This is a genomic window from Oleiphilus sp. HI0125, assembly GCF_001635355.1.
On sequence record NZ_LWGF01000512.1, the window covers coordinates 1 to 676 of the forward strand.

Below are 676 nucleotides of genomic sequence, written 5' to 3' on the forward strand. Positions count from 1 at the left end.
ATAAGAGTGGCCACTCAACACAACTAACGTTGATACGAGCCCTTACGTGTTTACTTTTTGTTCGGTTTAGTAAGTTTATGTATTTTGTCGAACTAGGGTGAAAACTGAGAACTGAGCAGGATAGAGGCGGATAGGGTAGATCTGAGGATACTGAGAGATAGGGATTGGGGTCCGAGTACTAGTACTCGGACCCCAATGTTGGAGGTTTAGTCAAACCATCCGCGCGTTTTATTGACGAATGCAACCAGCGACAACATCACTGGAACTTCTACCAATACACCTACAACCGTTGCAAGGGCTGCTCCAGAGTGTAAGCCAAAAAGTGAAATGGCGACTGCGACGGCAAGTTCAAAAAAGTTTGATGTGCCAATTAAACATGCGGGTGCGGCAACATTATGCGGAAGCTTTAAGGCTTTTGCTGCGCCGTAACCGACGGCAAAAATGAAGTAGGTTTGAATCAAAAGTGGGATTGCAATCAACACAATCGCCAAGGGTTGGTTCAAGATAGTTTGCGCTTGGAAGCCAAACAACAATACAACAGTGGCAAGCAGGCCGGTGACTGACCAAGGTTTTATATGGCTCAAGAACTGCTCTAATTTTTCATGGTTGTCGGGTTTATCGAGCTTCTTGCGGGTGATAACGCCTGCGACTAACGGAATGACGACATAGAGTAATA

General features: G+C 45.6%; 1 protein-coding gene. It reads right to left on the reverse strand.

The features are described from left to right. Nucleotides 1–206: 206 nt before the first annotated feature. A partial coding sequence (locus A3762_RS06475; protein WP_369820671.1) for an arsenic resistance protein occupies nt 207–676 on the reverse strand: 470 nt, incomplete at its 5' end.